This window comes from Algoriphagus resistens (assembly GCF_001442615.1).
GTDB classification, from domain to species: Bacteria; Bacteroidota; Bacteroidia; order Cytophagales; family Cyclobacteriaceae; genus Algoriphagus; species Algoriphagus resistens.
In genome coordinates this window covers 346,434-372,007 of sequence record NZ_LMXN01000004.1, presented here as the reverse complement: position 1 = coordinate 372,007, position 25,574 = coordinate 346,434, and the positions used below count along the sequence as shown (strand labels likewise).

Annotated in this window: 22 protein-coding genes; 16 read left to right on the top strand and 6 right to left on the bottom strand. The window is 42.6% G+C overall.

From position 1 onward, the window contains the following. Positions 1-316 precede the first annotated feature (316 nt). From AS141_RS10070 to AS141_RS10040, 7 genes are all read left to right on the top strand, one after another. Complete coding sequence (locus tag AS141_RS10070; protein WP_057937514.1) at positions 317-1,096, top strand: phenylalanine 4-monooxygenase; 780 nt, start codon at positions 317-319, stop codon at positions 1,094-1,096. A 60-nt stretch (positions 1,097-1,156) separates the two neighbouring features. Next, positions 1,157-1,753, top strand: a complete 597-nt coding sequence (hisH, locus tag AS141_RS10065; protein WP_057937513.1) for an imidazole glycerol phosphate synthase subunit HisH — start codon at positions 1,157-1,159, stop codon at positions 1,751-1,753. A gap of 177 nt (positions 1,754-1,930) precedes the next feature. Then, complete coding sequence (gene hisA / locus AS141_RS10060; protein WP_057937512.1) at positions 1,931-2,647, top strand: 1-(5-phosphoribosyl)-5-[(5-phosphoribosylamino)methylideneamino]imidazole-4-carboxamide isomerase; 717 nt, start codon at positions 1,931-1,933, stop codon at positions 2,645-2,647. 96 nt (positions 2,648-2,743) lie between these two features. Further along, a complete protein-coding gene (gene hisF / locus AS141_RS10055) occupies positions 2,744-3,499 on the top strand; it encodes an imidazole glycerol phosphate synthase subunit HisF (RefSeq protein ID WP_057937511.1) in 756 nt (251 codons plus the stop codon). Positions 3,500-3,675: 176 nt separating this feature from the next. Continuing rightward, the gene (gene hisIE / locus AS141_RS10050; protein WP_057937510.1) at positions 3,676-4,275 is read left to right on the top strand and encodes a bifunctional phosphoribosyl-AMP cyclohydrolase/phosphoribosyl-ATP diphosphatase HisIE; all 600 of its coding nucleotides are present in this window, start codon (positions 3,676-3,678) and stop codon (positions 4,273-4,275) included. 183 nt (positions 4,276-4,458) lie between these two features. Then, positions 4,459-6,060, top strand: a complete 1,602-nt coding sequence (locus tag AS141_RS10045; RefSeq protein WP_057937509.1) for a BCCT family transporter — start codon at positions 4,459-4,461, stop codon at positions 6,058-6,060. Next, the gene (locus tag AS141_RS10040) at positions 6,057-6,926 is read left to right on the top strand and encodes a universal stress protein (protein ID WP_057937508.1); all 870 of its coding nucleotides are present in this window, start codon (positions 6,057-6,059) and stop codon (positions 6,924-6,926) included. The genes AS141_RS10045 and AS141_RS10040 overlap by 4 nt, the downstream gene beginning before the upstream one ends. Here the strand turns inward: AS141_RS10040 and AS141_RS10035 are convergent. After that, positions 6,920-8,239 (bottom strand): S41 family peptidase, encoded by a 1,320-nt coding sequence (locus AS141_RS10035; RefSeq protein ID WP_057937634.1) that lies wholly within the window; start codon positions 8,237-8,239, stop codon positions 6,920-6,922. The two genes, AS141_RS10040 and AS141_RS10035, sit on opposite strands and share 7 nt — an antisense overlap. Positions 8,240-8,295: 56 nt before the next feature. Then, entirely contained in the window at positions 8,296-8,688 is a 393-nt protein-coding gene (locus AS141_RS10030) for a Dabb family protein (protein ID WP_057937507.1), read from the bottom strand. A gap of 171 nt (positions 8,689-8,859) precedes the next feature. Between AS141_RS10030 and AS141_RS10025 the strand changes: the two genes are divergently transcribed. Continuing rightward, entirely contained in the window at positions 8,860-9,846 is a 987-nt protein-coding gene (locus AS141_RS10025) for an aldo/keto reductase (protein ID WP_057937506.1), read from the top strand. Positions 9,847-9,925: 79 nt separating this feature from the next. Here AS141_RS10025 and typA read toward each other — a convergent pair whose 3' ends face one another. After that, entirely contained in the window at positions 9,926-11,731 is a 1,806-nt protein-coding gene (gene typA, locus AS141_RS10020) for a translational GTPase TypA (protein WP_057937505.1), read from the bottom strand. A 246-nt stretch (positions 11,732-11,977) separates the two neighbouring features. Here typA and AS141_RS10015 point away from each other — a divergent pair, with 246 nt between their 5' ends. Together AS141_RS10015 and AS141_RS10010 are read left to right on the top strand one after the other, a co-directional pair. Then, positions 11,978-14,128: a GH92 family glycosyl hydrolase gene (locus AS141_RS10015; protein WP_057937504.1), complete on the top strand. Its 2,151-nt coding sequence runs from the start codon at positions 11,978-11,980 to the stop codon at positions 14,126-14,128. A 130-nt stretch (positions 14,129-14,258) separates the two neighbouring features. After that, positions 14,259-15,173, top strand: a complete 915-nt coding sequence (locus AS141_RS10010) for a glutaminase (RefSeq protein ID WP_057937503.1) — start codon at positions 14,259-14,261, stop codon at positions 15,171-15,173. An 81-nt stretch (positions 15,174-15,254) separates the two neighbouring features. On the opposite strand, the gene AS141_RS10005 is transcribed toward AS141_RS10010, so the two are convergent. Beyond that, the gene (locus AS141_RS10005; protein WP_057937502.1) at positions 15,255-15,710 is read right to left on the bottom strand and encodes a YciI family protein; all 456 of its coding nucleotides are present in this window, start codon (positions 15,708-15,710) and stop codon (positions 15,255-15,257) included. Positions 15,711-15,973: 263 nt separating this feature from the next. Here AS141_RS10005 and AS141_RS10000 point away from each other — a divergent pair, with 263 nt between their 5' ends. Next, entirely contained in the window at positions 15,974-16,687 is a 714-nt protein-coding gene (locus AS141_RS10000) for an outer membrane beta-barrel protein (protein ID WP_057937501.1), read from the top strand. 77 nt (positions 16,688-16,764) lie between these two features. On the opposite strand, the gene AS141_RS09995 is transcribed toward AS141_RS10000, so the two are convergent. Beyond that, positions 16,765-18,141 (bottom strand): TIGR00341 family protein, encoded by a 1,377-nt coding sequence (locus AS141_RS09995; protein WP_057937500.1) that lies wholly within the window; start codon positions 18,139-18,141, stop codon positions 16,765-16,767. Between the two features lie 461 nt (positions 18,142-18,602). Here AS141_RS09995 and AS141_RS09990 point away from each other — a divergent pair, with 461 nt between their 5' ends. Genes AS141_RS09990 through AS141_RS09975 form a run of 4 tightly spaced genes read left to right on the top strand, consistent with a single transcriptional unit; the run spans position 18,603 to position 21,561 of the window. Next, entirely contained in the window at positions 18,603-18,974 is a 372-nt protein-coding gene (locus AS141_RS09990) for a response regulator (RefSeq protein WP_057937499.1), read from the top strand. A 59-nt stretch (positions 18,975-19,033) separates the two neighbouring features. Then, positions 19,034-19,831: an MlaE family ABC transporter permease gene (locus AS141_RS09985; protein WP_057937498.1), complete on the top strand. Its 798-nt coding sequence runs from the start codon at positions 19,034-19,036 to the stop codon at positions 19,829-19,831. 3 nt (positions 19,832-19,834) lie between these two features. Then, on the top strand, positions 19,835-20,587 hold the full coding sequence (locus tag AS141_RS09980) for an ABC transporter ATP-binding protein (protein ID WP_057937497.1): 753 nt from the start codon (positions 19,835-19,837) through the stop codon (positions 20,585-20,587). Beyond that, on the top strand, positions 20,584-21,561 hold the full coding sequence (locus AS141_RS09975) for an MlaD family protein (RefSeq protein ID WP_057937496.1): 978 nt from the start codon (positions 20,584-20,586) through the stop codon (positions 21,559-21,561). Before AS141_RS09980 ends, AS141_RS09975 begins: the two co-directional genes overlap by 4 nt. 6 nt (positions 21,562-21,567) lie before the next feature. On the opposite strand, the gene AS141_RS09970 is transcribed toward AS141_RS09975, so the two are convergent. Next, positions 21,568-22,626 (bottom strand): endonuclease/exonuclease/phosphatase family protein, encoded by a 1,059-nt coding sequence (locus AS141_RS09970; RefSeq protein ID WP_057937495.1) that lies wholly within the window; start codon positions 22,624-22,626, stop codon positions 21,568-21,570. Between the two features lie 150 nt (positions 22,627-22,776). Between AS141_RS09970 and acnA the strand changes: the two genes are divergently transcribed. Further along, a complete protein-coding gene (acnA, locus tag AS141_RS09965) occupies positions 22,777-25,557 on the top strand; it encodes an aconitate hydratase AcnA (RefSeq protein ID WP_057937494.1) in 2,781 nt (926 codons plus the stop codon). Positions 25,558-25,574: the final 17 nt, after the last annotated feature.

The following is a 25,574-nucleotide window of genomic DNA, read 5'->3' as shown; positions in this document are numbered from 1 at the left end:
CGTTCGGGGGCTCTGTTTTTTTACCTAACGGAATTTACCACAATGGTCACAGAATCTTACACGGAGAGCAAATAAGTTGATATTGCAAATACATTGCTTAAATTAGCCACATGAATCCGACACCAAGAACTTTCGTACATCATTCTTACCACCATTCTCAATGAAGGGATAGGATGACTATGGATTTTTGGCAAAAAAATAGATAGAGGCCTATTCCCCGCGGAATGGGCTTTTTTGATTTTAAGACGGTTGTCAGCTTCTGGAGAGGCAGGACAACTGAATAATAAAATACAGAATATACCCAAATAGCATGAACATGAATACAAAACCGAAAAACTGGGTCTTTAGCGATCCTCGATTGCAAAAACTCCGGCAGGAATATGAGTCCTACACTCCTGAAGACTTTAAAGTCTGGAAGATTCTCTTCGAGCGACAGATGCCGAATCTGCCTAAAGCCGCATCCAAAGCTTATCTGGAAGGAGTGGAGATAGTGAAGTTTACTGCTGATAGAATTGCCGACTTTGAAGAGTTGAACCAGATTTTGGCGAAAAGTACCGGCTGGGAAGTACAGGTAGTCCCTGGACTGATTGACGATGATTTGTTTTTTGGTTTGCTGAATAATCGACGATTTCCTTCATCTACCTGGCTTCGCTCTATGGAGCAACTGGATTATTTGGAGGAACCCGATATGTTTCATGATGCTTTTGCCCACATGCCTTTGCTGACCAATCAGCCGTATGTGGACTTTCTGGAAAACCTCTCCGGAATTGCCTTGAAACACATTGATAATCCCTGGGCGATCCAGTTGCTGAGTAGGATTTACTGGTTTACGATAGAGTTTGGGCTGATAAATGAGGATGGGGAGTTAAAAATATACGGCGCAGGGATCTTAAGTTCCGCAGGAGAGACTAAATTCAGCCTTTCAAATGAGCCGGAGCATTTTGATTACGATGTCCGGAAGATTTTGAATCAGGAATACTGGAAAGATCGCTTTCAGGATAAATACTTTGTGATCGAGAATTACGAGCAGCTTTATGAGTCTCTTCCAGAGATTGAGAAAGCACTTGAAGAAATGCTTTTGGGAAAAAGACAATAGATATAAGACCCCTAGACATTAGATTTTCCATTCTTGTGTCTAATAGCTTGATACTAAAAAATGAAAATAGCAGTAATAAAATATAATTCCGGCAATGTGCAGTCGGTGCTCTATGCCTTGGAGCGATTGGGAGTGGAAGCTGAACTGACGGATGATCCTGAAAAAATTCGGGCAGCAGATAAAGTGATCTTTCCAGGGCAGGGAGAGGCAAGTTCTGCCATGAGATACCTAAAAGAGCGAAAACTCGATCAGTTGATTTCTGAGATCAAACAACCGTTTTTGGGAGTTTGTCTAGGGTTGCAGTTGCTCTGTGAACATTCTGAAGAAAATGACACGGAGTGTTTGGGTGTGTTTCCGGTGAAAGTGAAGCGCTTTGTGCCGGAGAATTCCCAGGAATTCAAAGTGCCGCATGTGGGTTGGAATGAGCTGGAAAACCTGGCAGACAACGCGCTTTTGAAGGATATGCCTGTTGAACCATTTGTATATTATGTGCATAGTTTCTATGCCGAGTTGAGTGATTTGACGATTGCCCAGACGCATTACATCCATGATTTTTCCGCTATTCTCCATCGGGATAATTATTATGCCATCCAGGCACATCCGGAGAAAAGTGGACTGGTGGGGGAGAAGCTGCTGCAGAATTTTCTTTCTATTTAAATTGCTATACTAATACTCACGTCAGCTTCGCTCAGTAAGAGGGAAGTACAATTTACGAAATACAGGGTCTTTAGTAGAATTTAGGTTAGTTCAATTTGAAGACAATACAACTTTAAAACTTTACTACTTTCCCACACAATTTTCCAAACCTTTCAATTTTCCAATCTTTCAATCCAAATGCAAATTATCCCAGCTATCGACCTCATCGGAGGGAAATGTGTCCGGCTCAGTCAGGGCGATTACAGCAGCAAAAAAGAATACCATGATGACCCGTTGGAAATGGCCAGGCGTTTTGAAGGCGTTGGAATTCAACAATTGCACCTGGTGGATTTGGATGGGGCAAAAGCCAAGAAAATCGTAAATGCAGATGTGCTTCAGCGAATCAGCTCAGGTACGAGCTTGCAGGTTGACTTTGGTGGAGGAATCCAGGCTGACGAAGAGATTGAAAAGGCTTTTGAATTAGGAGCAAAGCAAGTGACAGGGGGAAGTATTGCAGTGAAAAATGCTGCCTTGTTTCATGCCTGGATAAAAACTTACGGTTCGGAAAAGATCATCTTAGGGGCTGATGCAAAGGATAGGAAAATCGCTGTTGGAGGTTGGGAAGAGACTACGTCGGTAGATTTGATTCCTTTTATTAAAGACTATGTCGCCAAAGGAATCAGCTATGTGATCTGTACCGATGTTGCGAAGGATGGTTTGTTACAAGGGCCGTCAATCGACTTATACAAGGATATTCTGAAAGAGATTCCCGGTGTGAAATTGATTGCCAGTGGAGGTGTTTCTTCGGTCAAAGATTTAGAGGAGTTGGAGAAAATCGGTGTCTATGGGACAATAGTGGGGAAGGCCTATTATGAGGGAAGGGTGACGCTGGAGGAAATGGCGGCTTTTGTCTGAGTCAGAAAGCTAAAATTTGAAATCTCAAACATTCCAATTTTGCCACAGTACAACCTAATTTTCCAATCGTTCAATTTTAAAATATTCTAATTCAAAATGCTAACAAAGAGAATAATCCCTTGCCTGGACATCAAAGAAGGGCGCACAGTCAAAGGTGTCAACTTTGTGGAGCTTCGGGATGCGGGGGATCCGGTGGAGTTGGCGAAGATCTACTCTGACGAAGGAGCGGATGAACTGGTGTTTTTGGACATTTCCGCCACCGTGGATAAGCGTAAAACATTGGCAGAGCTGGTTACGAAAGTGGCCAAAGCCATCAACATTCCATTTACTGTGGGAGGAGGGATTTCTACCGTGGAAGATGTGAAAGTTTTGTTAAATGCCGGGGCGGACAAGATTTCCATTAATTCTTCAGCAGTGAAAAACCCCCAAATCATCAACGACATGGCTGCTGAGTTTGGTTCTCAATGTATCGTGGTGGCCATAGATACCCGAAATGTGGATGGGATTGACTTTGTGCATACACACGGTGGACGAAAAGCGACTTTACTGAAGACTCAAGCCTGGGCTCAGGAGGTTTGTGATCGAGGTGCCGGAGAGATCTTATTGACCTCCATGGATCACGATGGCACGAAAGCTGGCTTTTCAAATGAACTGTTGGCAGAGGTATCATCTGCGCTTTCCATTCCGGTGATAGCCTCAGGGGGAGCAGGCACGATGACACATTTCAAAGATGTGTTTACCTTTGGCAAAGCAGATGCTGCGCTGGCAGCAAGTATCTTTCACTTTAAAGAAATAACTATCCCTGATTTGAAAGGGTTTTTGGGAAGTGAGGGAATAAGTATCAGAAGGTGAAGGAGCTTTTGAGGTGTTATTTGTAAGAAGGAACAATTGACAAATTTCAACGAAGGTTTAACGAGTGGTTAATAGTTTCTCTAAAGAATTTCTGAACTCTTTAGAGAAACGAAACAATAGATAAAAATCAAAGCTTTTAGGGTTTTGAAGATCCCAATGTTTAGATTAGAATAGAAATGAATATAGATTTTAAGAAAATGGATGGTTTGGTTCCGGCAATTGTGCAGGATGCTATAAGCGGAAAAGTCCTGATGCAGGGATACATGAATGAGGAAGCGATTGCTAAAACCAAAGAATCGGGAATGGTGACTTTTTTCAGCCGCAGCAAAAACAGACTCTGGACCAAAGGCGAGACTTCCGGTAACTTTATGGAATTGGTAAGTATGGCTTCAGATTGTGATGGAGATGCTATTTTGGTGAAAGCCAATCCTAGAGGCCCGGTTTGCCACACCGGGGCAGATACTTGTTTCGAAGAAGTGAACACTTCGAAAACAGGATTCATCGATCAGCTGAGAGCTATTATCAAGGACCGCAAAAACAATCCCACGGATAAGTCCTATACAGCTTCGCTTTTTGCCAAAGGCATTAATAAAGTAGCGCAAAAAGTAGGAGAAGAAGCTGTGGAAATCGTAATAGAGGCCAAGGACGACAACAAAGAATTATTTATGGGGGAGGCAGCAGATTTGTTGTACCATTATTTAGTTCTGCTTGAGGCAAAAGGGTATGAGCTGGATGAAGTGATGGATGTGCTGATCGATAGACACAAGAAAAAGTGAATGCGCTGGAATACAGATTTCGGTGAATGAAAAGCAATAAAATATCCAGGGTTGAAGAAATTCAACCCTTTTATATTTGTCCAAGGAGAATTTCTTAACTTTTTATCTCATTCTTATAATCATGGACACCTTTTCAGCTTGGTTTTGATTGACTATGCATGATTTACTTATTGATTTTAGCCAATGAAAAATAAATATGTAGATATTCACAATCCTGTATTTTTTCCAGCAGTTGTTTTACTGGTTGTATTTATGGTGGTCACCATAATTGTAGGAGAGCCAATGGTGGTTCTGTTTGATTCCTTTAAAAATTTTGTTACCGAAAAGACAGGTTGGTTATTCATTTTGGCAGTGAATGTATTTATCATATTCTGCCTCTTTTTGGGCTTTAGTAAATATGGCTCGGTAAGGCTAGGGGGGAAAGATGCCACACCGGATTTCTCTACCAGCGCGTGGTTTGCGATGCTGTTCAGTGCAGGTATGGGGATTGGTTTGCTTTTTTATGGGGTGGCGGAGCCTGTCTCCCATTACGCTAAACCACCTGTAGCAGCTCCGTTTTCAGTAGAATCCGCTCAGGATGCTATGAATTTTACTTTTTTGCATTGGGGAATTCACGCTTGGGCGGTTTATGCCGTTGTTGCGCTTTCATTGGCATTTTTTGCTTTTAATAGAAATATGCCACTCACTATCCGCTCAGTTTTTTATCCAATTCTTGGAGATAAAATCCATGGGTGGATGGGAGATGTAATTGATGTGTTTTCAGTGATGGCTACAATTTTCGGCTTGGCTACTTCTTTGGGAGTAGGGGTCAGGCAAGTCAGTGGGGGACTGCATCATGTTTTTGATACTCCTAACAACGTCTGGATTCAGGTGGCACTGATTGCAGGGATTACCGCAATAGCCACCATCTCAGTCATATCTGGAGTAGACAAAGGCGTGAAAATCCTATCTGAATGGAACGTGCGGATCGCTGGCTTACTGCTGGTATTTGTGTTGATTTTCGGGCCTACACTATTTGTGTTCAAGTCCTTCATCCAGAATATGGGTGTTTATTTGAATGAACTTATAGAAGTATCCACCTGGACTGAAGCTTTTGTAAATAAGGGATGGCAAGGGGACTGGACTGTGTTTTACTGGGCTTGGTGGATCTCCTGGTCACCCTTTGTAGGGATGTTTATCGCCCGGATATCGAAGGGGAGAACTATTCGGGAATTTATCTTTGGCGTGCTTCTGGCGCCAAGTGTCCTGACTTTTTTCTGGATGACGACATTGGGAGGGTCAGCTATTTTTCTGGATATGCAGGATACCCTTGCCGGGGGGAATCACGAGTTTGCCAAGGCAATAGTCGAGGATGAGTCAACTGCACTTTTTGTCTTTTTGGAGAAATTTCCGCTTCGGATGGTCGGATCGATTTTGGGGATTTTACTGGTGGCGAGCTTTTTCGTGACTTCAGCAGATTCAGGATCTTTGGTGATAGACAGTATTACTTCCGGAGGAAAATTAAATACACCTACTGCGCAACGGGTATTTTGGGCAACTACGGAGGGGGCGGTAGCAGCAGTCTTGTTGATTGGAGGGGGGCTTACAGCTTTGCAGACTGCGACTATTTCTACAGGCCTTCCATTTTTGGTAATTCTTACGATTATGTGCTATTCACTTCTGAAAGGAGTAAAAAAAGAATATGCACGGGATAAGCAATTGACTGATGATGTGGATCAAAAATCCTATACAAATCGATTGACAAAAGTGATCATGAAGCAACTAGATAAAAACAAGAAGCCATGAAACCATTGAAGAAGATCGGGATTTTCCTGGATCTAAGTGAAACTGACGAGTTTTTGCTTAGGTATTTTAAGAAAATGGATGACGTGTTTGATTTTGATTCCCTGACATTGGTTCATTTTGTGGCCTTGGAGAGTGATTCCGCGGATTTGGCAAGCCTGAGTGAGCAGCTTCCCAAGCCCCTGGAAGAAGTAATAGAAGATGAGGTAATGGAGTTGGTGGAGAAAGTATTCGGTGCAAAAAAATCCAGCATTCATGTGAAGATCGCCTTGGGGGGAAGACTTGACGGGTTGATCAAATGGGTGGATGCGGAGCAGTTCAACTTAGTAGTGTTGGGAAAAAAAATGAAGGAATATGGTACCGGGGTATTCAGCAGCAAGGTGATTCGGCTGACCGATTCGGATTGTCTATTTGTGCCCGAGGATGCCAAAACAGAATTTGAAAGCATAGTTCTGGCATTGGATTTTTCGGATTATTCGCAGAAAGTCATCCGTCGTGGGTTAAATCTGGCGAAGAACCTATCCTCCAAACTTCTCCCAGTTCACATTGTGAAAGCGGGTTTCCAGTATTTTCCCTACTTCAAAAACCAGGAGAAATTCCAAAAGAACTTACGGATAACAGCTGAAAGTTCGTATAAAAAAGTCCAGAAGAAGACAGGCCTTCATGAAGAGCTGATTTGTGTAGAAGATACCGGCAACCATATTAGTAAAAGCCTATACGATACGGCATTGAAGCACAAAGCCAATCTGATCGTGATGGGAAATAAGGGCAAATCGGATGAAGATGATTTACTGGTAGGAAGTGTGACCGACAGGATGATTTCTATTGATCGGAAAATCCCTGTATTAATTGTAAAGAAAGATCAATAGGCTGGGAATTCCTGCTCCAGTCCGTTGAACTGGTCGATCATTTCCCAGGTGGGCCTATAGAACGTATTCAAAAGCCTTCCGCTGACAGAACCATTTTCAATGACAGCTAGAGCGGCGGCCAATCTAAGGTCATTCGGGTCTCCCCAGTTGAACTGTGGCGTATCCCCGACAGCGAAGTCTGCAGGAAATCCATCAAAATATTCTGTGTACCCTTCTGCGTTTGCCGTAGCAAAAGTGATAGGGACCAGCTCTACATTGTTTTGCTTTAGGATTTTATTGTAGCCGGAAAGAGGGAATGAACCTACTGGCTTGCCGTAGGTATTATCACCGACCAGTGTAATGTCAAGATAAGGATTTAGGGAATTGATCACCAATTCTGATGCAGAGGCAGATCCTCTGGAAGTTATAAATAGAATTTTCGATAGATTCAGGCCGCCCTGTTTTTTAAAATTGACAATTTTTTCCAACTCCTTCTTGAGAGAATTCAACTGATTAGTGTACATCAGTTTGTCGGTATTTGATGCTTGGATCAAGTAATTATTGATTTGCTCTGCCACTGCCACTGACCCTCCTCCATTATATCGAAGATCTATAATCAATTCATCTATTCCAGCCTCTTCGAAGAATTTCATAGATTCGTCAACTTCCAGGCTTTTTGTTGGTGATTGGCCTGCGGTAGCCTTGAAACTTTGATACACCCAATAGCCTACTTTTTTACCATTAAGATCAATTACTTCCTGATGGAGCACTGAGTTTGATTGATATTCAGCTTTTATGTTTGTGCGGGTAGTGGTAGTGCCATCAGGTAATCTAAAAGTGAAGCTATTGGTAACTCCGGGATCTGAAGGTCCTAACTGAAAGTCATATCCTCCTGAAGCATTTTTATATTCGGAAATTGTTTTGTCATTTATTTCTATGATTTCCCAACCTCTCTGCCAACCGTCCAAGCCAGCTGGGGAGTCTTCGAAGACAAAAGTGAGAAACAATTTTTCATTGGCATCAAAGGCAAAGCCAAATCCATGACCGGCATTCTTGCCCACAAATGCATTGTTAAATGCTTCCTGAGTAGTCAAATAAGAGAAGCGATCCAGAGGTTTAACAATAAGTGCATCCAAAAGCTCCTCATTGGTAGTATAATCTGCAGTATTGATGGCAGCTGGTAGTTCTTCGTTCCAGTAATACCATTCCTCCATGGATTCTAGAATAGCACCTCTCACTTTGTCTGATTGCGGGTCGGGGATTATGTCATCCTTTGAGTCGCAGGACCAAATGGACAAAATGAAAACCCCGAAAATCAATTTTAACCTGTTCATATGATCTTGCTTAGCTATCATTTATCTACAAGTGAGAGATGCTTTTTAGTCTTTGACTAGATTGCGATGTCGTACACCTGGACTTTTTTCCACATGTGGGAATACTTTTCGATAAACTCCAAATGGGTAGGGTCTGACTGATAAACCAATTGATCTTCTAAGCTGTCAAAGAAAGCCGTACAGGCGACCTGAAAGCTATGGTCAACTACATCCCGGTCTTCGGTAGCAGCGGGAGTACCCGCGATGAATTTGCCTACAGTTTTACATCTGCCGAGCATGGGAACTGCCTCGGTAAGGAATTCCTGGGTATTTGCTTCATCATGAAGCCAAAAATAAACCTGGTGTATCATCTTTTGTTTTGCCATTTTTTGAGCGATTGAGGTTATAGGTAAGACAGCAGCAGCACTTGCCGCGCTGATAGTTTTGATAAATTTTCTACGTGTTTTCATTTATGGTGTTTTTAGGTTTGAGTGTATTCTTGGTTTTTTCTTAGCAACAAAAATCAGGATTAACCGTGATTCTAAAGATAAAAATTTAAATTACTTTTAGATAATTCGGCGATTTTTAGCCATCCTATTAAACAATTACTCCTTTTTGATCAAACTTAAATCAGTAGTGGTATGAATTACAGAACTTTAGGAAAAACGGGTTGGGCAATTTCTGAAATAGGACTTGGCACTTGGCAAGTAGGGGGTGGCTGGGGCTCGGCTTTTAATCCGAAAGTGGCAGAGGAAATTATTCATGCAGCTTTTGACAAGGGAGTGAATTTTGTGGATACTGCTGATGTCTATGATGCGGGGTTAAGTGAGGCGGCAGTAGGGGAAGCGGTAAGGCAAAGATCCGAGAAAATCTATGTGGCCACGAAGTGTGGCAGAAGAATCCAGCCCCATATCAATGAAACCTATACTGCAGAAAAGCTACGTCGCCATGTAGAAGATAGTTTGCGAAATACCGGATTGAATAGATTGGATCTGATTCAGCTACATTGCCCGCCGACTGCGGTTTATGGGAGAGACGAAATTTTCCATTTATTCGAAAAGATGAAATCGGAAGGTAAAATAGCTGCCATGGGAGTGAGTGTGGAGAAAGTTGAAGAGGCAAAACTTGCTATGGAATATGATATTGTTTCAAGTGTTCAGGTGATCTTCAATATGTTTAGGCAAAAGCCAGCCGAGGAACTGTTAAGCCTTGCTGCCGCAAAAAACGTGGGATTAATAATCCGTGTGCCATTGGCTAGCGGTTTACTTACCGGTAAGATCACAGAAGACACTACTTTTTCCAAAGATGATCACCGCTATTTCAACAGGGAGGGAAAGGCTTTTGATAAGGGAGAGACCTTTGCAGGAGTTCCTTTGGAAGCAGCTTTTCCTGCAATTGATGAGTTAAGAGAGGTTTTTAAGGGTGACGGGGCGTTGGCGGCGGTAGCACTTCGCTGGATACTTATGTTTGAGCAAGTAAGTGTGGTGATACCTGGCGCATCCCGCTTGTCCCAGTTGGAAGCAAATGTAGAGGCAGGAAAATTGCCCCCGATAACGGACTCCCAAATGAAGAAAGTGAAAGAGGTATATGATACATATATCAGGGCGCAGGTTCATGATCTTTGGTAGCAAAAAAAAAATCCCCCAAACTTTCATCTGGGGGATTTAATTAGCTGTATATACTAGAATCTTGGTGCTAAAAGCCTGTTTAAGCTTCTTTTTTCGCCATTCTTGTTCTTTCGCCTTCGTCCAAATAAATTTTTCTCATCCGGATAGATTTAGGAGTGATCTCCAGGTATTCATCCTTTTGGATGTATTCCATAGACTCTTCTAGGGAGAACTTCTTGGCAGGGACGATTCTTACGTTGTCATCTGAACCTGAAGCACGCATGTTAGTCAATTTCTTGCCTTTCTGCACGTTTACCACGATGTCATTATCACGGGAGTTTTCTCCGATCACCTGACCTGTATAAAGCTCATCTCCCGGATCTACGAAGAAAGTACCCCTGTCCTGAAGTTTGTCAATAGCATAAGCAGTACACTGCCCTCCTTCCATTGAAATCAGCGAACCGTTGGTACGTCCGGGCATAGGGCCTTTGAATGGCTCGTATGAAGTAAACCTGTGGTTCATGATCGCTTCACCTTGGGTAGCGGTAAGCATGTTGTTTCTCAAACCGATCAGACCTCTGGAAGGAATGTTGAATTCCAGGTGCTGTAAATCTCCTTTTGGCTCCATGATCAGCAATTCACCTTTACGCTGGGTTGCCAGTTCAATTACTTTACCTGCAGTTTCCTGTGGCACATCTACTACCAGGGTTTCGATAGGCTCACATTTTACCCCATCGATTTCTTTGTAGATTACCTGAGGCTGCCCTACCTGAAGTTCGTAGCCTTCTCTTCTCATCGTTTCGATCAAAACAGACAAGTGAAGGATCCCACGGCCATAAACCAAGAATTTGTCTTCAGAATCTGTTGATTCTACACGAAGTGCCAGATTTTTCTCAGTTTCCTTCATCAGACGGTCTCTCAGGTGACGGGAAGTCACGAATTTTCCTTCTTTGCCAAAGAAAGGGGAGTTGTTGATGGTGAAGAGCATGTTCATTGTAGGCTCATCTATAGAGATCCTGGCAAGTGCTTCAGGGTTCTCTGCGTCAGCAATGGTATCACCGATTTCAAAATCTTCTATACCAGTCACAGCACAGATATCACCTGCACCTACTTCAGATACTCTAAGTTTACCTAGGCCTTCGAAGGTATGAAGTTCTTTTACCTTCATTTTTTTGATGCTGCCATCAGCTTTCATCAGCGCGATCTGCTGATTTTCCTTGATGGTACCTCTTTTCACGCGACCGATTGCAATCCTACCTACGAAGCTAGAGTAATCCAGTGAGGTGATCTGCATCTGTAACGTACCCTCTTCGATTTTCGGAGCTGGGATATGTTCTAAAATAGCATCCAGAAGAGGGAAAATTGTATCAGTAGGGTTTTTCCAATCAGGACCCATCCAGTTGTTCTTGGCTGATCCGTAAAGCGTCTGGAATTCCAGTTGCTCTTCAGTAGCGTCTAAGTTGAACATCAATTCAAAAACTGACTCATGGACTTCGTCAGGACGGCAGTTTTCTTTATCTACCTTATTTACTACTACAATTGGGGTCAATCCAAGATCCAGCGCTTTGCCCAAAACAAATCGGGTCTGAGGCATAGGGCCTTCGAAAGCATCTACCAAAAGGATCACGCCATCAGCCATCTTCAATACACGCTCCACTTCACCACCGAAATCGGCGTGACCTGGGGTGTCGATAATATTTATTTTGGCGTCTTTATAACGAACGGATACGTTCTTTGAAAGAATGGTGATTCCTCTTTCACGTTCCAGGTCGTTGTTATCAAGGATCAAATCCTGAAACTGTTGGTTTTCTCTGAAAATCTGAGAAGCGTGAATGATTTTGTCCACGAGTGTAGTCTTGCCGTGGTCAACGTGTGCGATAATCGCGATATTCCGAATATTCTGCATGGTTTGCCTGATTGAAGGCGCAAAAGTACAAATAATATTTTGCAGTAAGGTTATGACTTCGTGAAGTTTGACTGAATTATAGGATGTTGAGGCTTAAAATTTGACTTTTTACCATTTAGCAATGCTTTTCTTATATAAAAATCTCATTTGAATACAGTGATAGTTTAGGTAGACTTGTGACCGCATACTTGTGAAATCCTAATTATCTGAATTGTAAATATTTAAATATCCTAAGTACTGGAATCTATGAAATTGAAACTCAAATCCATATGTCTTCTTTTATTCGTTTTTTCATTTCACTTTTCTTTTTCTCAGGAGAAACCGTCAGATCTGGTCAATCCGTTTATAGGGACTGCCCCTTTGACTGATCCTGTTGTTATTGGTTATACTCCGCCAAAGGATTGGCGGGTTTGGGCGGGATTGACTTTTCCGGGAAGTGCACTTCCCAATGCTATGGTACAATTGAGCCCGATTACGAAGTGGGGTTCAGGTGCAGGATATGAATATGAGGATACAGAAATTTTGGGCTTTGCCCATACAAATAAAGGCCATTGGAACCTTTGTAATCTTCCTGTATTGCCAATTTCCCCGGCAGCCGTCGCTCCGTTCAAATCTTCTTTTTCCCATGATAAGGAACATGCGAGCCCGGGATATTATGATGTGTATCTTGATGATTATAAAGTGGCGGTGAAGCTGACTTCAACACTACGCACTGGAATTCACGAGTATAAATTTGACAGTCCAAAAGGGCGGAGAATACTGTTCGGTCTGGGAAAAGCGAATAATGAGGTGTCAGACTGGGAAATAGAGAAAGTAGGAGAAAACGCAGTCGGGGGATTTCAAAGAGTAGGGAGGGATAAAGTGCATTTTTATGCAATTCTGAGCCATAAAATCTCGGATTTGCAATTGCAGGCCAAAGGCGAGAACGATGGGTATGCTATCCTCACGGTTTCAGATCAGGGTGCCGGAACGGTGACCATGAAAATCGGAATTTCCTACGTGAGCATCGTCAATGCAAAGGAGAACCTGGAAAAAGAATCAATTGATACGACTTTTGAGGAAGTTCAGAAGGCGGCAGTCTTAGAATGGAATGAACTGCTTTCGAAGATTTCGGTGAAAAGTGAATCGCAACGGGATAAGGAGATGTTTTATACCTCACTGTACAGAACTTTCCTGTGGCCGGCCTTGCGCAGCGATGTGAATGGGGAGTTTACAGATGAGGCAGGAAAGACCCAGCAGCAGAACTTCAGTTATTACACGATTCCGTCACTGTGGGACACCTATAGAAACAAGCTGGTGCTCTTGAGTATTTTGTCTCCTGAGGTAACTGGGGATGTGATTTCCTCCTTGATTAGTAGAGCTGAAATTACAGGATTTGTTCCGACGTTTTTCCATGGAGACCATGGAGCACCATTTATCGCGGGATCTTACCGGAGGGGAGTCACAAATTTTAATATGAGAAAGGCTTATGCATATCTGTTGAATAATGCCTACAACGACGAAGGGCCCAGAGCCTTTGTGGATGAATATATGGAGAAGGGCTACATCTCTGACCCCGATATAAAAAGCCCACATGTGGAAACTAAAGCAAGAGCAGGCGTATCCAAAACGCTGGAATATGCTTATGATGATTACTCTCTGGCGATTTTGGCGGATACACTGGATGATAAGGAGCATTATCAGGACCTGATGAAGCGCTCGCAAAACTATAGGAATGTCTTTGATCCTTCGGTGAACTTCATGCGGGGAAGGCTGGCAAACGGCGATTGGATCACTCCTTTTGATTCGGAATATCCTTACTATGAATATATGTTCCGTGAGGCAAATGCTTGGCAGGTTTCCTTCTATGCCCCTCACGATATGCCTGGTCTGGTAAGATTGTACGGGGGAGCGGAAAAGTTTGAAGCTAAACTGGATGAGTTTTTCACCAAACCTTGGAATCCAAATCATATTGCAAGAAATATCTCAACCTTTATAGGGCAATATTGCCAAGGGAACCAGCCTGATCACGAAGCACCTTTTGCCTATTATTATGTGGGCAAGCCTGAGAAATCCCAGGCGATATTGGATAAAATCATGACCGAGCTCTATGGGATTGGTCCAGATGGCTTGGCATTGTCTGGCATGGACGATGCTGGGGAGATGTCCTCCTGGTTTGTTTGTGCGGCGGTAGGTTTGTATCCCATGTCGCCAGCGGATGCTGATTACTTGGTGACCGTACCGCTTTTTGATGAGGTGAGCTGGAAGGTGGACAACGGAAATGATCTTGTGATTCTGAACCCTAATGGGGGTAGAAATCTAAAAGGGATCAAGGTCAATGGAGAGACTGTAAACGGATATTATGTTGGCCATGACTTGTTCAGAAAAGGCGGAATGATTGTATTGGAGACAAAATAAAAATGGCCCGTGTAGCACAGGTCACGAAAATTGAAATAGTATGGTGTGAATCTTGAATAAAATTTAGATCATGTGCCATTTATTTTAAGGAAACCTTTTAATCTTTTTCAATTTTCCACACTTTTCCAGAATGGACTACCAACAACTTATAGAAGATGTGTATCATGAGGTTCAGGCGGAGAATCTCAAAGGCAAGGTCGCCGATTACATCCCTGAAATTGCCAAAGTAGATCCGAATCAATTCGGTATCGCTTTGGTGGATCTCAAGGGGAACGTTTATGGGATCGGAGATTACCAGGTACCATTTTCTATCCAAAGTATCAGCAAGGTACACACGCTTACGATGGTTTTTAATGTGTTCAGCTCCAAGCTTTGGGCAAGGGTTAATGTGGAACCGAGTGGTGATCCTTTTAATTCTATCGCCCAGCTGGAATATGAAAAGGGTATTCCCAGAAACCCCTTTATCAACGCAGGGGCCTTGGTGATTACTGATGCTTTATGTAGCAAATTTGAAACTCCAATAGATCAGATATTGGGGTTTATCAATGAGCTTGCTGGAGCAACCTGTGTGAAAATCAATCCAGAAGTCAAGAATTCAGAAATGAACCACGGGGAACGCAATACCGCATTGGCCTATTTTCTGAAATCTTTCAAGAACTTTAACAACCCCATAAATGAAGTATTGGAAGTGTATTTCTCCCATTGCGCAATGGAGATGAGCTGCGTGGATCTAGCCAAATCCTTCTCCTTTTTGGCCAATGACGGTTTCTCCATTTTTGCCGACCGGCAGATTCTTTCAGAAAGCCATGCCAGACGTGTCAATGCAGTGATGTTGACTTGCGGCTTTTATGATGAAGCAGGGGAATTTGCATTTAAAGTAGGCTTGCCTGGAAAAAGCGGGGTAGGAGGAGGAGTGGCAGCTGTCATGCCACATAAATTTAGTATCGCTGTCTGGAGTCCTGAGCTGAATGCCAAAGGGAACTCTGTTAAATCTATTCGGGCTTTGGAGCTTTTAACGGATAAACTGGCCTTCTCTTTATTTTAAAAGCGATTGGCTTCAAACACCCCTGATTGCGCATTCTTTTAAACTGAGGATGGGAAACCTCTTGTCATAATGGTAATTGACCTAAATGACCTCTTCTGCGACTTTCATATGAAGCTCAGTCATCAGCATCAATGCGGCAGAGCCATACCATTCTTTCAGTTCCATTTTGAGTACGCCTGCCTTGATCGCAGGATCGCTGGAGGTAAGTTCTTCAGCTTCCTCCAGCGTTTCCACCGCAAATATGTAAAGACCTCTCAGATCCTCATTCCCGAAGAAAGGACCTGCCATGACGAGTTGACCTTCTTCAGACATCCGGTTGATATTTGCCATATGTCCTGCCTGAATATCGCTTCGTTGTTGTTCGGTATATTCACTCACGCGGTCACCTCGGTGTAAAAAGGCGATCACATACTTTTTCATGCCGTATTTGTCAGCTCCGACTTCTGCTGCCAGTTCTGGGTCATATAAGTCGTTTTGTGCCTGACTAAGCGAAATCATGGCAAAAAGAGTAACTAAGGAAAGAATTAGCTTTTTCATATGATTATAATTTGTCTTTTAAGGGACATATGGAATCTCGCATGAATTATAGTCATCCCAGTGTGTGTCGTTTTCGACATGCTCGATTTCATAAATCTGGAAATTATAGATGTATACGAAAGTATGTATAATTACCAGAATCCGGAATAAGATTTTTTAACTATCTGATTAATAAAAATTTAGATACGGATTTATCGCTCCAAGACTCTCTTAGTTATTTTTGATCTATTAGTTCTTTCTGTTTTAACTTTATCCCTCTGATTATGAAAGCAGGTCTATTTCTCGCCTTTTTCTTTTGCCTCTCAGCCGCAGTGATGGCACAACAAAAATTTTCCATAGAAGTTACCGCAGGTGCAGCAAGCTCCTTCTCCAAAGCAACCAGCTCGGTTGATGGTGGCAATATACCGATGCAATCCAATATCGGTATGAATGCCGGCTTAAGTTTTTTGTTTCCACTTTCTGAAAATTGGCAATTGTATTCGGAAGTGGGGTTTTATCCAAACGCACTTCGAAATGGTGTTAAAACTTCGAAAACTGATTTTGGTGTGTATTATCCTCGTCCGGCTCAGATCCCTTCGGTGTTACCTTCATTTTCCTTAGGGACCAGGTATAATTTCGAAGTTAAGAATCAGCCCTTCTTCATTCAGCCTGGTTTGGTACTTTCAACCAGCACTTCTCTGGGTACGGCTAATGAATTCAATAATCCCGCAGGATCTTCTTTGCTTGAGCAGACAAATAAGGTGGCAGTAGCTTTTAGGGTGGATGTAGGCACTAAGTTTATGACCAAGAATGATAATTACTTTGTGTTGGGACTGAGGTATCAGCAGGGACTGACAGAGATGAACCGTTACACTAATCCACTGATTTATGATTCAAGTAAGGTAGGGACAGTCACGGAAGTTACAAGAGGGAGTTATTTGGGTGTCTTTGCTGGCTATGGTTTCAACAGTAGAAATTGGAAAAAATCCAAAAGATGAAAGCAATGTGACAATTAATATGAAAAGCCAGCTAATAGGGAGATCCTCGTATTGACTGGCTTTTTAGATGCGTATTTTCAATGCAGAATTACTGCCACAGTATCAGATTTGGTTCTGAGCTTTAGCCATTCGGTTAATTTATTGGTTTCTTCTAAAGAAGGCTTTTTTGTAAATTCAGCATAGGCTACCAGTAGGGTATCTGTAGTTTCCTTTTCCAGGTCATTTACCATAGAGCGGTTCAGTGTGAACTTTCGTAAGCCTGGATGGTTGATTTTGGCTTCTTTGGCTATTTCATTGCCCAGTACCCGCACCTGCCCATAATTGGCCACCTCATTTTCAAGCAGCGCTATCCTTTCATCTTTATTCTGAATCAATCGCTCATTTCGCTCATAGAGATCTTTGAGGATATCTGATCTCAGTAAGTTCATATCTGTCTGTCCACTCCCGCTTTGATTGATTTTTAGCTCAGTACCTTCAAAACCCTGAGCTTTCGCCTGTTCCTGAAGTTTGGTGATTTCCGAATCAGGAAGCCGTTCACCAATCAAGTTGATTTGGATGGTTTTTGGCTCTTCATTATAAAAATATTCAGAACTCAATACCTGGGTTTTTGGATATACAAATTCATTCTGGATAAAGGTCTTTGCTTGCTCTTCCCAAATTGATCGGACTACAATCCCATAGGCAAGATAGACGCTCGGTACAATTGTCAGAATGGTGAAAACTGTGATGTATGTCTGAACCCGCTTTTCCTTCTTCTCATCCAGAAACTCCTTCTTGGGATATTTCATAAACCGTACGATCAGGTAAGTCGATAAGGAGATGAAAACCGAGTTGATAAAAAAGAGATAAAAGGCACCGATGAAGTAGTAAAGATTCATGGTGGCGAGTCCATATCCAGCGGTGCAAAGCGGAGGCATCAATGCCGTGGCTATAGCCACTCCGGGTATGGCATTGCTCTTCTCTTTTCGGGAGCCGGCAATGATCCCGGCGAGTCCTCCGAAGAGTGCAATCAGCACATCCCAAATCGTGGGTTCGGTGCGGGCGAGAAGCTCCGACTGGGCATCATCCAGCGGGGTAAAAGTGAAGTAAATTGAAGAGGTTAAAATTGCAATAAATACAGCCACCCCGAGGTTGCGAAGGGAGCGTTTGAGCAGGTCAAAATCGTTGATCCCCGCTGCCATCCCGATCCCCATAATGGGACCCATCAGGGGCGAAATGAGCATAGCTCCAATGACCACTGCCGTAGAATTTACATTCAATCCTACCGAGGCTACAAATATTGCGAAGATCAAAATCCAAAGATTTGCCCCCTTGAATTCCACATTTTTGCTGATATATTCTATGGTCTCCAGCTCGTCTTCTTTGCCTTCCTGAAGATCAAATCTATCTTTGATATAAAGTAGAAATCTGATAAACTGATTACTTCGTTTTTTTCTTGGTTTAGCTTCTTCCATACTTTTTCTAAAAATAAATCTTGACAAAATAAGTAAAATTCACCCCGTAATTGGGATAGATACGGGTTAATTATTTACAGAATTTTCTATGGCTGTCGGTTAGAGGATGAAATTTCCCTTGTCTCAGCCTGATTCTAAAACGTAGCTACAGTCAGTAAGTTTTTCTTAATCAATATTAATGTAACTGACTGATTATTTGTGGTTTAAATATGATTTAGGTAACACATAATTTGCCGTGGCTAAAAAAATTAGCCATGTCTAAAAATATTGACTGAGCAAGAAAACCAAGTAATTTCCTTTGTAGGACTTTTCATTCGCTGTCGATGAAACGAGGTGCTATGTCTGCACATGAACGAACTGTGATTTTCAGAAGAGCATTCGTTTAAGAGTTAATATTCCGACCAGATTTTTTAATCTTAGCATTACCAAATCATTTAAACCACCTCCTTTCGATTTGCAGAATGAAACCTTTCGGTATTAAAAAAATCCTTTTAATTGACGACGATAAGATCCAGAAAATTCTGGTTGAGAAAAGACTTATGAGAATCAATCCGGGAATTGAATTTGTTTATTTCGATACTCCCAGCAAGGCCCTGATGTATCTGAAAAGTGAGTCTGTGGACTTGTTGTTGGTGGATTTGAATTTACCTGAAATGAGCGGATGGGAATTTATAAATGAAGCAGAGAAGGTAAGTCCAGATTCAATGGTAATTTTACAGTCAGGATCCGTAGAGACTGAGGAGTTTCATAGAGCAATTTCCGATAAAAGGATCAGTAAAATTTTTGAAAAACCATTGAGTGAATCTGACTTGATTTCAATCCTTGGACTTTGAAGTATTTAAAATGATCCTTTAGAATAAATTAATTAATTTCGAGCCATCAGAAAGATTGTATGACTGAAAAAGCAGAAGACAGAAAGCCCCTGCTTTCAAAGAAAATAGATAAGTTTTTTACTGGACTGGCGAACGCTTGGAACTTTGTAAGGCGATTCTTCAAAGAGGTATTTATCCCTCCCTATGAATTTAAGGAAGTGGTTCATCAGTGTTACCGCATAGGTGTGGAATCTCTTCCGTTGATCGCATTGACTGGCTTCATCGTCGGGATCGTGTTTACCAACCAATCCAGACCTTCACTGTCTGAGTTTGGTGCTACCTCATGGCTGCCTTCCCTTATTTCCATTGCGGTTGTTCGGGCTATGGGGCCTTTGGTGACGGCATTGATCGCTGCCGGTAAGGTGGGGTCGAGTATAGGAGCGGAGATCGGGTCTATGAAAGTGACAGAGCAAATTGATGCCATGGAGGTGTCAGCTACCAATCCATTCAAATTCTTAGTAGTTACCCGTGTACTGGCGACCACATTTATGATCCCTGTACTGGTGATGTTCACGGATTTTGTTGCGCTAATGGGATCATTTTTGAGCGTAAATGCAAATGAAAGCGTGAGTTTGACAACTTTCTTTGTGCAGGTTTTCGAAGCGATTAGTTTTCTTGATATAATTTCCTCAGTACTGAAAGCCTTGCTCTTTGGCTTTACTATTGGTATTGTAGGCTGTTATAAAGGGTATAATTCTTCCAAAGGAACTGAGGGGGTAGGTCGTGCCGCAAATGCCGCTGTAGTAATGGCGATGTTCTTGATATTTATTGAAGAGCTTTTGGTTCTTCAGATTGTGAACGCAATCCGAATGATGTAAGCCATGGAAGAAAAAGTAGTAGAAATACGGGGATTAATAAAGTCATTTGGAGATTTGGATGTGCTCAAAGGAGTGGATCTGGATCTATACAAAGGGGAGAACTTAGTAGTTTTGGGAAAATCAGGCTCAGGTAAGTCTGTTCTGATCAAAATCATGGTAGGGCTCTTAAAACAAGATGAAGGGACATTGAAAGTCTTGGGAAAGGAAGTCGCTAATTTGGGTACAAAGGAGTTGAATGAGTTGCGGTTGAAAATTGGTTTTTCTTTTCAAAACTCTGCACTTTATGACAGCATGACCGTGAAGGAAAATCTGGAATTTCCATTAGTCAGAAATATTAAGAATCTGACAAGAAAAGAGAAGGACAAAAAAATAGAAGGACTTTTGGAAAGTGTAGGCTTACCACAATCTATCAATCAAATGCCTTCTGAGCTATCAGGAGGACAGAAGAAACGGATCGGTGTAGCGAGGACTTTAATACTTGAACCTGAAATAATGCTTTACGATGAACCTACTGCAGGACTTGACCCCATCACTTGTATGGATATCAACAACCTGATCGTTCAGGTACGCGAAGAATATAATACCTCATCCATTGTGATCACGCACGATCTGACCTGCGCCAAAGTGACCGGAGATCGAATGGCAGTTCTTTTGGATGGACAGTTTGACGCAGTAGGGACATTTGAAGAGGTTTTTCCAAATGCGGAAGATCAACGTATAAAATCATTTTACGATTATAATTTCATCAACTCATGAGAGGCGAAAATAAAAGATCAGTCATAGTAGGGATATTTGTCTTTGTAGGCATAGCTATCCTGGTGGCAGGAATTCTGACCCTGGGAGGTCAACAGAAAAAATTTGTAAAGGCAATCCACCTCAAAGCCGTATTCGATGACATCGGGGGCTTACAGACTGGGAACAACGTCTGGTTTTCCGGCGTGAAAATCGGTACAGTCCGCAAAATCAACTTCTACGGAGATTCACAGGTCGAGATAGAAATGAATGTGGAAGAGAAAGTAGTGGATTTTATCCGGAAAGATTCTAAAGCTACCATCAGCTCAGATGGGTTGATCGGAAATAAGATTATTGTGATCTACGGTGGGACTACGGTGGCACCACCTGTGGAAGACGGGGATAGATTGGAATCGGTAATGCCTCTGGATACCGACCAGATGATGGAGACGCTTCAGGTAAACAATGAAAACCTGGTAGAAATAACCGGAAATCTTAAAAATCTGACCAGTAAACTGGCTGAAGGAGAAGGAATGGTGGGTGCGGCACTTACTGATTCACTGCTTGCAGAAAGTTTTCGTGCCATTGTAAGAAACCTTGATCAGGCTTCCATCAATAGTAATCGCATGATCAATGAATTGAACAGCTTCACTTCCAAATTGAATCAGAAAGGCAATCTCTTCAATGATCTTGTCACAGATACTACGATGGCCACCGATCTGAGACAATCCATGGAAAGCCTGAAAGAAGCTGCGGCTAACTCAGAAGAAATGACTCAAAAGTTAAGCGCTATTACAGATAAGTTTAACGATTCCAGTAATTCCATGGGAATGCTTCTGAACGATCCTGAATTTGCCGAGACCCTTAAAAGCACTATGGAAAATGCCGACTCAGCTACTTATAACCTGAACCGTGGTATGGAAGCTTTGGAGTATACCTGGCCATTCAATAAAGGCTTCAAGCGTAAGAAAAAGGCCGAAGAAAAAGTAAACAACTAGTCACTGCTAATCATCGTCACTTAGCCCGCGGGAAATCTTTTCGCGGGCTTCTTTTTTCTCCTCCCCATTTGCCTTCATGATGTTGGTATTGTCTTGTTTTGTCAGCACAGCTCTCATGGAAATAGGGAAGTGATCCGAACCAATACCCTTTTCTACTTTCAGTGAGGCCAAACCAAAGTGCTTACTGAGAAAAATATGATCCAATGGCCAGCGGAACAAAGGGACGTCAGCATGGAAAGTATTGAAAAGCCCCCGGCCACGACGTGGATCAGCCATTTCAGAGTTTTTCAGGAACAACTCAGTGGTATAGCTCCAGGCGACATCGTTGAGGTCCCCGATGACTAATGTTGGGCGCTTGTTTTCCTTTGACTTCTTTCCTACAAGGAGTATTTCCGCATCCCGGTCTGTACTTTCTGGGTTTTCGCCAGGCACCGGAGGTGTGGGGTGAATCGCATATACAGTAATGATTTCCCCATTTCGCAACTTCAAATCCAATTCCAAAGAGGGGATTTCCTCATCGATAAGGTAATTGATCTCCTGTCTGATAATTTCCAATCTCGAATAGAACAGTAATCCGTAGGTGTTATCCAAGGGGATTTTGATCTGGAAAGGATAGCTTTTCTCAATTTCAGTTAGGTTGCTTTCCCAGGTTTTATCTGTTTCCACAAAGAATACCACATCCGGATTTGTTTTCCTTACCAACTCTACTGCTTTTTGATAATTGGTATTGTATTGATAGACATTTCCCACCAAAATGTGAATTCCATTGGATTCGTGATAAGGCACCGTATCGATCATTTTTTTGCCCAACAGCGTGAATGGGAGCACTTTACCCGCCAGATAAACGGCGCAGACAGTGAGACAAATGGCCCAGATATACGCTTCCCTTCCCAAAGAATGATTAAAGGGAATTAGCCACAATAGCCCCAAAACCAGAATAATAACCATTTTCTGCAGCCGGGGATAGTCAAAAATCCTTATCCACCAATAGTCTAATTTGATCAGAGGAAAAAATGTAGCCAAAATAAAGAAGGCACTGAAAACGCGTAACGCTATGATTTCCATGAAAAATTGATTTCTTGTGTTAACTTAAAGATGTGCAAATAAGCTGATTTTTGGCAAGACTTTGGACTTCTATTAGTACTTAATGGAATTTCAATTGCCCGTTTCGGGTTATTAGCATGAATCCTTTTTTAACCAAAGCCCATATAAAACATGAGTCCAGACCCATTCCAGATTAAAACATCTTTGCAAACTTCAACTGGAGAGCACACCTATTGGAGTTTGGAAAAACTTGAAGCAAGTGGTCACCCAATTAAGCATTTACCCTTTTCTATCAGGATCTTATTGGAAAATGCCTTAAGGAATTTCGATGACTTTGCGATTACCAGAGCGCATTTGGATACGTTACTGAATTGGTCGCCGCAAGCATCGGATAAAGATATTCCATTCAAACCTGCCCGTGTATTGATGCAGGATTTTACGGGGGTACCCGCAGTAGTGGATATAGCCTCCCTGAGATCCGAAGCCAAACGGAAAGGAAAGAACCCCAGCGCAATCAATCCATTGATTCCGGTTGATTTAGTGATTGACCATTCAGTACAGGTTGATTACTTTGGAACAAATTATAGCTATCAGAAGAACGTAGAAGTGGAGTATGAACGAAACTCTGAGCGCTACAAGTTTCTGAAGTGGGCACAAAAAACCTTCGATAATTTCTCTGTAGTGCCGCCTGGAATGGGGATTTGCCATCAGGTAAACCTAGAGTATTTAGCCCATGGAGTGATCGAAAGAGATGGGCTGGTCTTTCCTGATACCTTGGTAGGAACGGATTCGCATACACCTATGGTAAACGGAATTGGCGTACTCGGATGGGGAGTCGGTGGAATCGAGGCCGAGGCTGCTCTGCTCGGGCAACCGATTTACTTTATCATGCCGGAGGTAGTCGGCTTGAAACTTACCGGAGAACTGCCGGCTGGCACTACAGCGACAGATATGGTTTTGACAATTACTGAATTGCTGAGAAGTCATGGAGTGGTAGGAAAGTTCGTGGAGGTATATGGTCCGGGGCTGGATCACTTGTCTGTGCCCGATCGTGCTACGATTTCCAATATGTCCCCGGAGTTTGGCTGTACCGTGTCCTATTTCCCAATTGACGCCCGTACGTTGGACTATATGGCCAAAACCAATCGATCTCAGGATCAGATTAGTTTGGTAGAGAAGTACTGCAAAGCGAACTTGCTGTGGAGGAAAGATGAGGAATTGATCCAATATAGTTCAGTGGTTGAGCTTGATCTTGGAACAGTGGAAGCAACGGTCTCTGGTCCGAAGAGGCCGCAGGATAAGATTTTGGTGAAAGATTTCAAACCCAAATTTGAGCAACTGCTCCATTCTGTTCATGGTAGAGAATATATTCCAATTGATAAAAGGGAGGAAATTTCCCGCTTCGTAGAAGAGGGCGGCGGGCAGACGGAAGATCAGTCTGATGTGAAAGCCCCTGCTGAGACAGAGATCAAAACCAAGATCAAGAATGGTTTAAAGACTGTTTCGGTAAAACTGCACAATGAGAAATTTGAACTTTACGATGGCTCGGTTGTCATCGCAGCGATTACTTCCTGTACCAATACTTCCAATCCATCTGTAATGTTAGGTGCTGGGTTAGTTGCCCGCAAAGCCAGAGAAAGAGGTTTGGATGTAAAGCCATGGGTGAAAACTTCCCTGGCTCCGGGATCAAAAGTAGTAACGGACTATCTTGAGAAATCCAATTTATTGGAAGATCTGGAAGCATTGAAATTTCACACAGTTGGTTATGGCTGTACTTCCTGCATCGGTAATTCTGGGCCTCTTCCCAGACATATTGCGCAGGCTGTGGAGGATAATGACCTGGTGGTAGCATCGGTACTTTCCGGAAATAGGAATTTTGAGGCAAGAGTACATCCACAGGTGAAAATGAATTACCTGATGTCACCAATGCTCGTGGTTGTGTATGCTCTTGTTGGTCGTGTGGATGTGGATTTGTATAATGAGCCAATCGGGTATGATCCCAATCTGGAGCCTGTTTACATGAAAGATATATGGCCAACACAGGAAGAAATTGCTGAAATTTCCAGAAAAGTACTTTCCCCCGGTGATTATCAGAAGAATTACGGAGAGATTTTCGAAGGAAATGAAATCTGGAAAGAACTCCAGTCTGGCGAAGGAGAAATTTATCCTTGGGATGACAGCAGTACATATATCAAAGAGGCACCATTTTTCAAGGGAATCTCCATTGAAGTGCCAGAGGCACGGGATATTGTAAATGCCCGGGTATTGTTGAAACTGGGGGATTCTATTACTACAGACCATATATCTCCAGCTGGATCATTCAGACCTGATACCCCAGCCGGAAAGTACCTGAACGGAAGAGGAGTGGAGCGACCAAACTTCAACTCATACGGTTCACGACGGGGAAATGATGAGGTGATGGTGAGAGGTACCTTCGCCAATGTCCGTATTAAAAACCAACTCAGTACACAGGAGGGAGGTTTTACGACTTATATTCCTGGCAATGAGGAAATGAGTGTGTTTGAAGCTTCTGAGAAATATCAAGCTGCAAACGTACCGCTCGTAGTTCTGGCAGGGAAAGAGTATGGATCGGGATCTTCCCGTGACTGGGCTGCAAAAGGCACCAATTTATTGGGTATCAAAGCAGTGATTGCTGAAAGCTACGAGCGTATTCACAGAAGCAATCTGGTGGGCATGGGTGTACTCCCTCTTCAGTATTTACCTGGTGAAAATGCGGAAAGCCTTGGCCTTACCGGAAAAGAAGAATTCAGCATTCTAGGAATTGAAGCAGGCTTATGGCCTTCCCAGAAATTTGAGGTGATCGTGAAATCAGAAGCTCAGGAGAAGAAAATCGAGGTGCTTTCCAGACTGGATTCTGAGGTAGAGATTGCTTACTATAAGCATGGGGGGATTTTGAATTACGTACTAAGGGATTTCCTGAAGGATTCATGAGCTGGAAGACCGAAGTG

What these genes read in the sequence shown, in the direction of transcription:
- AS141_RS10070 (WP_057937514.1), top strand. Translation starts at nt 317, where the DNA reads ATGAATACAAAACCGAAAAACTGGGTCTTTAGCGATCCTCGATTGCAA.
- hisH (WP_057937513.1), top strand. Translation starts at nt 1,157, where the DNA reads ATGAAAATAGCAGTAATAAAATATAATTCCGGCAATGTGCAGTCGGTG.
- hisA (WP_057937512.1), top strand. Translation starts at nt 1,931, where the DNA reads ATGCAAATTATCCCAGCTATCGACCTCATCGGAGGGAAATGTGTCCGG.
- hisF (WP_057937511.1), top strand. Translation starts at nt 2,744, where the DNA reads ATGCTAACAAAGAGAATAATCCCTTGCCTGGACATCAAAGAAGGGCGC.
- hisIE (WP_057937510.1), top strand. Translation starts at nt 3,676, where the DNA reads ATGAATATAGATTTTAAGAAAATGGATGGTTTGGTTCCGGCAATTGTG.
- AS141_RS10045 (WP_057937509.1), top strand. Translation starts at nt 4,459, where the DNA reads ATGAAAAATAAATATGTAGATATTCACAATCCTGTATTTTTTCCAGCA.
- AS141_RS10040 (WP_057937508.1), top strand. Translation starts at nt 6,057, where the DNA reads ATGAAACCATTGAAGAAGATCGGGATTTTCCTGGATCTAAGTGAAACT.
- AS141_RS10035 (WP_057937634.1), bottom strand. Translation starts at nt 8,239, where the DNA reads ATGAACAGGTTAAAATTGATTTTCGGGGTTTTCATTTTGTCCATTTGG.
- AS141_RS10030 (WP_057937507.1), bottom strand. Translation starts at nt 8,688, where the DNA reads ATGAAAACACGTAGAAAATTTATCAAAACTATCAGCGCGGCAAGTGCT.
- AS141_RS10025 (WP_057937506.1), top strand. Translation starts at nt 8,860, where the DNA reads ATGAATTACAGAACTTTAGGAAAAACGGGTTGGGCAATTTCTGAAATA.
- typA (WP_057937505.1), bottom strand. Translation starts at nt 11,731, where the DNA reads ATGCAGAATATTCGGAATATCGCGATTATCGCACACGTTGACCACGGC.
- AS141_RS10015 (WP_057937504.1), top strand. Translation starts at nt 11,978, where the DNA reads ATGAAATTGAAACTCAAATCCATATGTCTTCTTTTATTCGTTTTTTCA.
- AS141_RS10010 (WP_057937503.1), top strand. Translation starts at nt 14,259, where the DNA reads ATGGACTACCAACAACTTATAGAAGATGTGTATCATGAGGTTCAGGCG.
- AS141_RS10005 (WP_057937502.1), bottom strand. Translation starts at nt 15,710, where the DNA reads ATGAAAAAGCTAATTCTTTCCTTAGTTACTCTTTTTGCCATGATTTCG.
- AS141_RS10000 (WP_057937501.1), top strand. Translation starts at nt 15,974, where the DNA reads ATGAAAGCAGGTCTATTTCTCGCCTTTTTCTTTTGCCTCTCAGCCGCA.
- AS141_RS09995 (WP_057937500.1), bottom strand. Translation starts at nt 18,141, where the DNA reads ATGGAAGAAGCTAAACCAAGAAAAAAACGAAGTAATCAGTTTATCAGA.
- AS141_RS09990 (WP_057937499.1), top strand. Translation starts at nt 18,603, where the DNA reads ATGAAACCTTTCGGTATTAAAAAAATCCTTTTAATTGACGACGATAAG.
- AS141_RS09985 (WP_057937498.1), top strand. Translation starts at nt 19,034, where the DNA reads ATGACTGAAAAAGCAGAAGACAGAAAGCCCCTGCTTTCAAAGAAAATA.
- AS141_RS09980 (WP_057937497.1), top strand. Translation starts at nt 19,835, where the DNA reads ATGGAAGAAAAAGTAGTAGAAATACGGGGATTAATAAAGTCATTTGGA.
- AS141_RS09975 (WP_057937496.1), top strand. Translation starts at nt 20,584, where the DNA reads ATGAGAGGCGAAAATAAAAGATCAGTCATAGTAGGGATATTTGTCTTT.
- AS141_RS09970 (WP_057937495.1), bottom strand. Translation starts at nt 22,626, where the DNA reads ATGGAAATCATAGCGTTACGCGTTTTCAGTGCCTTCTTTATTTTGGCT.
- acnA (WP_057937494.1), top strand. Translation starts at nt 22,777, where the DNA reads ATGAGTCCAGACCCATTCCAGATTAAAACATCTTTGCAAACTTCAACT.